Raw genomic sequence first — 730 nt, forward strand, 5'->3', positions numbered from 1 at the left:
GACATCGCCGGCATCACCAACGAGGCCGGGAACGTCGTCGGCCTCATGCCGCACCCGGAGCACGCCACCGAGCCGCTGATCGGCACGGGCCGCACCGACGGCCTCCCGTTCTTCACCTCGATCCTCAAGAAGCTGGTCACCTCATGAGCCGGACGCCTCTGGACACGGTCGAGCACGCGGCCGCGACCCCCGACGTCGAGCTGCCCTGGGCCGAACTCGGCCTGAAGAAGGACGAGTACGAGCGCGTGGTCGAGATCCTCGGCCGCCGCCCGACCGGTGCCGAGCTGGCCATGTACTCCGTCATGTGGTCCGAGCACTGCTCGTACAAGTCCTCCAAGGTCCATCTGCGCCAGTTCGGCGAGAAGGCGCCGCAGTCGGACGCCATGCTCGTCGGCATCGGCGAGAACGCCGGTGTGGTCGACGTCGGCCAGGGCTACGCGGTCACCTTCAAGGTCGAGTCGCACAACCACCCGTCGTACGTCGAGCCCTACCAGGGCGCGGCCACCGGCGTCGGCGGCATCGTGCGCGACATCATCGCGATGGGCGCCCGCCCGGTCGCCGTCGTGGACCCGCTCCGCTTCGGCGCGGCGGACCACCCGGACACCAAGCGCGTCCTGCCCGGCGTCGTCGCCGGCATCGGCGGCTACGGCAACTGCCTGGGCCTGCCGAACATCGGCGGCGAGGTCGTCTTCGACGCCTGCTACCAGGGCAACCCGCTGGTCAACGCCGG

Annotated in this window: 1 protein-coding gene and 1 pseudogene; both read left to right on the plus strand. The window is 70.4% G+C overall.

From position 1 onward, the window contains the following. Window positions 1–147: pseudogene (locus G6W55_RS38020) on the plus strand (phosphoribosylformylglycinamidine synthase subunit PurQ); the annotation flags it as partial. Continuing rightward, window positions 144–730: AIR synthase related protein (locus G6W55_RS38025; RefSeq protein WP_254876603.1), on the plus strand; the 587-nt coding region annotated here is incomplete at its 3' end. The pseudogene G6W55_RS38020 and the gene G6W55_RS38025, both read left to right, overlap by 4 nt.

This window comes from Streptomyces sp. CAI-85 (assembly GCF_013363615.1).
In the GTDB taxonomy this organism is placed as follows: domain Bacteria; phylum Actinomycetota; class Actinomycetes; order Streptomycetales; family Streptomycetaceae; genus Streptomyces; species Streptomyces antibioticus_B.